At 73.4% G+C, this 4579-nt stretch carries 1 protein-coding gene; it reads right to left on the bottom strand.

Annotated elements, in window-relative coordinates; all coding sequences use genetic code 11:
- Positions 1-4579, bottom strand: a 4579-nt coding sequence (locus ACWEVN_RS46720; protein WP_452055566.1) for a condensation domain-containing protein, incomplete at both ends; no start/stop codon positions are given.

Raw genomic sequence — 4579 nt, forward strand, 5'->3', positions numbered from 1 at the left:
CTGAGGAGTTCGACGCGGCACTGGCCGAGGTGGGCGCGCTGTTCGAAGCATGACGCCGCGCAACGCCGCGTCGAGGACGTACGCGCGGGTGTTCGCGACCGGCCGCCCGATGGCCACCGGGCCGCAGACCTGGGCCAGGCTGTCGCCGGCGACTTCCGAGCAGCCGTAGAGGTTGACCAGTTTCGCCGACGGCCACCGGGCCGCGACCTTCGCGGCCAGGGCGTCGGAAAGCGGTTCGCCGCTGGTGATCCAGGTGGTCACCGTGTCGAACGCGCCCGCCGGGGCGTCCTCGGCGAAGGTGTCGAGGAGGCTCGGGACGACGGTGAGCACCTGAGCGCCGGACTCGCGGACAAAGCCGGCCAGTGCCAGGGGTTCGGTGGCCGTGGTGTCGTCGGCGAGGACCACCGGATCGCCCGCGACGAGGCCGCCGAGCAGCTCGGTGGAACCGTCGATGAACGTCAGCGCACTCTTGGCCACGCGCACGCCCCGGGCGAGGTCCCGGCCCCAGTGCAGCCGGTTGGCCAGCGCCCGCTGGGTTCCGGCGACGGCCTTCGGGCGTCCGGTGGAGCCGGAGGTGAAGATCACGTACGCCAGGTTGTCTGCCGTGGCTGGTCGTGAGTGGTAAGTCGGGTTAGAACCCTCATTATCACTCACGACCCCTGAGCGGAGGCCGTCTTCGGCGACGACCAGGTGCGGGGCCGCGTCGGTGAGCATCAGCTCGATGCGCTCGGCCGGGTGGTTGAGGTCCACGGGCAGGTAGGCGGCGCCGGTCTTGAGCACGGCCAGGAGCGCGACGACCAGGTCCACCGAGCGCGGCAGCGCGACCGCCACCACGCGTTCCGGCCCCGCGCCCCGCGCGAGCAGCGCCCGGGCGAGGGTCGTGGCCCGCGTATCCAGCTCGGCGTAGCTGAGCCGCTCAGGGCCGAACGTCAAGGCGAGGGCGTCCGGCGTCCGGGCGACCTGGGCGGCGAACAGCTCGGCGGTCGTCTCCGCGGGCAGCGGGGTCGCGGGGTCGGCGGCGAGCTGGTCGTGTTCGGCGGCGGTGAGCAGGTCGACAGCGCCGATCCGGGTGTCCGGGTCGGCCACCACCGCCGTCAGGAGCGTCCGCAGCCGTTCCAGAAGCGCCTCGACGCTCGTGCGGTCGAAGACGTCGCTGTTGTACTCCGCCGTGCCGCGGATGCCGGCCTGGTGCCCGGGCCGCTCGCCGACGAAGAACGTCAGGTCGGCGCGCGCGGTACCGGTTCGGACCGGTTCCTCCGCGACCGCGAGCCCCGGCAGGGCGAGGTCGGCGACGGCGTTGTTCTGCCAGGCCAGCATCGTCTGGAACAGCGGGTGGTAGGCGAGGGACCGGACCGGGTTGAGCGTCTCGACCAGGCGTTCGAACGGCACGTCCTGGTGGGCGTAGGCGTCGAGGCTGCGGTCCCGCACCCGGGCCACGAGGTCGCGGAACGACGGGTCGCCGCTCGTGTCCACGCGCAGGACCAGGGTGTTGACGAAGAACCCGACGAGGTCGTCGAGGGCGGCGTCGGTGCGCCCGGCGATGGACGTGCCGAGCGGGATGTCGGTGCCCGCGCCGAGCCGGGTGAGCACCGCGGTGAGCCCGGCGTGCACGACCATGAACACGCTGGCCCCGCAGGCGCGGGCCAGCTCGACCAGTCCGCTGTGGAGCCCGGCGTCCCAGCCGAAGGCGAACTGCTCGCCGCGGTAGGACGCCTCTGCCGGGTGCGGCCGGTCGGTGGGCAGCTCGATCCGCTCGGGCAGGCCGGCGAGGGCTTCGCGCCAGTAGGCCAGCTGCGGTTCGATCACCGGCTCGCCGAGGACGTCCCGCTGCCACAGCGTGTAGTCCGCGTACTGCACCGGCAACGGCGTCCACTGTGGACGTCCGCCGGCGCACCGGGCGGTGTAGGCCGTCGCGAGGTCCCGCCACAGCGGCGCGGTCGACCAGCCGTCGGAGGCGATGTGGTGGAACACCAGCACCAGGACGTGCTCCCGGGCCCCCAGGCGCAGCAGCTGCGCCCGCAGCGGGAGCTCCGACTCCAGCGCGAAGACCATGCTCGCCGCTTCGGACACCGCGTCGGCGAGCGTGGCTTCGGTGACCGCGCGGATCGGCAGCGGGACTGAGACGTCGGCGAGGACGAGCTGCCGGGCTTCCCCGTCAATGTCCGGGAAGACCGTGCGGAGGGCTTCGTGGCGCTCGACGACGTCGGACAGCGCCGTGCGCAGCGCGTCGACGTCGAGGGCGCCGGTCAGCCGGACCGCCGCCGGCATGTTGTACGTCGCCGACGGGCCTTCCAGGCGGTGCAGGAACCACAGCCGCTGCTGGGCGAACGACAGCGGCAGCACGTCCGGCCGCGGGTCGGCGCGCACCAGGGCGGGCCGGGCTTGTCCGGCGTCCGCGCCGGCCAGCAGGGCGGCGAGCCCGGCGACCGTCGGTGTCTCGAACACCGACCGCACCTGCAGCTCGACGCCGAAGACCGCGCGCAGCCGGGCGACCAGGCGGGTCGCCATCAGCGAATGCCCGCCGAGGGCGAAGAAGTCGTCGTCGACGCCGATCGACGCGGTGTCGAGGACCTCGGCGAACAGCCCGCACAGGACTTCTTCGACCGGTGTCCGCGGGGCCCGGCCGGCGGTGGCCGCCTGCTGGTCCGGGCTCGGCAGGGCCCGCCGGTCGAGTTTGCCGGAGGCCAGCAGCGGGAGCCGGTCGAGGAGCACGAACGCCGACGGCACCATGTACTGCGGCAGCCGATCGCGGACGTGCGCCCGCAGCGCCGTCACCAGCGCGTTCGTGTCCCGCTGCCCGGCCGGGTGGTTGCCCAGCGCTTCCAGGGGGACCCGGGTCGGGCGGCCGCGGTAGACCCGCTGTGGCGGCCCGGTCGTGAACACGGCTTCCAGCGCGCCCTCGTCCGCGGTGAGGGTCGCGTCCACACGGTAGCCGTGCCGCTCGCCGAGTTCGTGCAGCGTTTCGGGGTCCACACCATCTCGCTGCTCCAAAGAGGACAGTGCGGTCCCGGCGTCGCCCGCGGCCAGCGCGGCGACGGCGGCGAGTTCCCCGGACAGCCGGGCGTTCGGCACGCCGGTCACGCGCAGCCGGGCCGGACGGGCGGCCAAGGCCTGCTCCAGCTCGTCGAATCCGACGACCAGTTCTTCGGGGATGTCGGGCCGCGGGGCCTTCCGCAGGACGACGTCGTAGCGGTGGCGGGTCAGCTCGTTGTGGGCCTGACCGCGCTTGACCCACAGGTCGACGTCGTCGAAGCCGTCGAGGTCCAGGGCCATGAAGAAGTCCGGGTCCAGGACCAGCTCGCCTTCCCGGGCGATCGCCTGGTCCACCGCCGCGACGTCGCGGCGGCCGTGGCGCAGCTCGGTCGCCGTCCGGAACGCCCGCAGCGAGCGCAGGTTCCGGATGTCGCCGAGGAAGATCACCCCGCCCGGCCGGACGTGCGCCGCGGCCGTGCGGAGGACTTCGGCGAGGTAGCCGACGCTCGGGAAGTACTGGGCGACCGAGTTGATGATCACGGTGTCGAACTCCGGCAGCTCGCCGAGGTCGTGAGCGGGCCGCGCGGCCAGGTGGACCTTGTTCGCGAAGGGTGTCGCCGCGACTTCGCGCCGCAGGTTGGCGATGGCCTTCTCGGACAGGTCGACGCCCCAGTACTCTTCGGCGTCCGGCGCGATCCGGGACAGGATCAGGCCGCTGCCGACGCCGATCTCCAGCACCCGCTTCGGCCGCAGCGAGCGGATCCGCTCGATCGTGGCCGCGTGCCACTCGCGCATCTCGCCGAGCGGGATTTCGGAGCCGTCGTAGCTGGAGTTCCAGCCGGTGAAGTTCTCTTCGAGGCCGCCGGACGCGGCTTCGGTGAAGACGTTCTCGTGCAGCTCGCGCCACTCGCCGACGTGCTCCCGTTCGGCGTCTTCGTCCCGCCCGGCCGAGGGCACGGCGTAGGCGATGAGCCGCCCGTCCTGGGCGACGACGACGGTCTGCCCGACGGCCGGGTGCTCGGCGAGCACGGACTCGATCTCGCCGAGCTCGATGCGGTAGCCGCGGATCTTGACCTGGTCGTCGGCCCGGCCGAGGAACACCAGCCGCCCGTCCGGCAGCCATTTCACCAGGTCACCCGTGCGGTAGAGACGTCCGCCGGAACCGAAGGGGTCCGCGACGAACCGCTCCGCCGTCAGCCCCGGCCGCCCGAGGTACCCGCGCGCCAGACCGGAGCCCGCGAGGTACAGCTCCCCCACCACGCCGGGCGGGACCGGCCGCAGCCCGGCGTCGAGCACGTAGGCGCGGGTGCCGGGGTCCGGGATGCCGATCGGCACGACGGTCGCGTCCGCCAGCTCGGCCGGGTCGCTCTCGCCGAGCGTCGAGTTGGTGGTCGCCTCGGTCGGGCCGTAGGCGTTGAACATCCGGCGGCCCGGCGCCCAGCGGCGCACCAGCTCCGGCGACACGCGTTCGGTGCCGGCGAGCAGGACGCTGTCGCGCGGCAGGTCGAGGTCCGCCGGCATCGCGTCGAGCAGGGCGGGCGGCAGGATCATGAAGTCGACGCCGTGGGCGTGCGCGTACTCGGTGAGCGCCGGCCCCGCGACCCGC

The organism is Amycolatopsis sp. NPDC003861, from assembly GCF_053605405.1.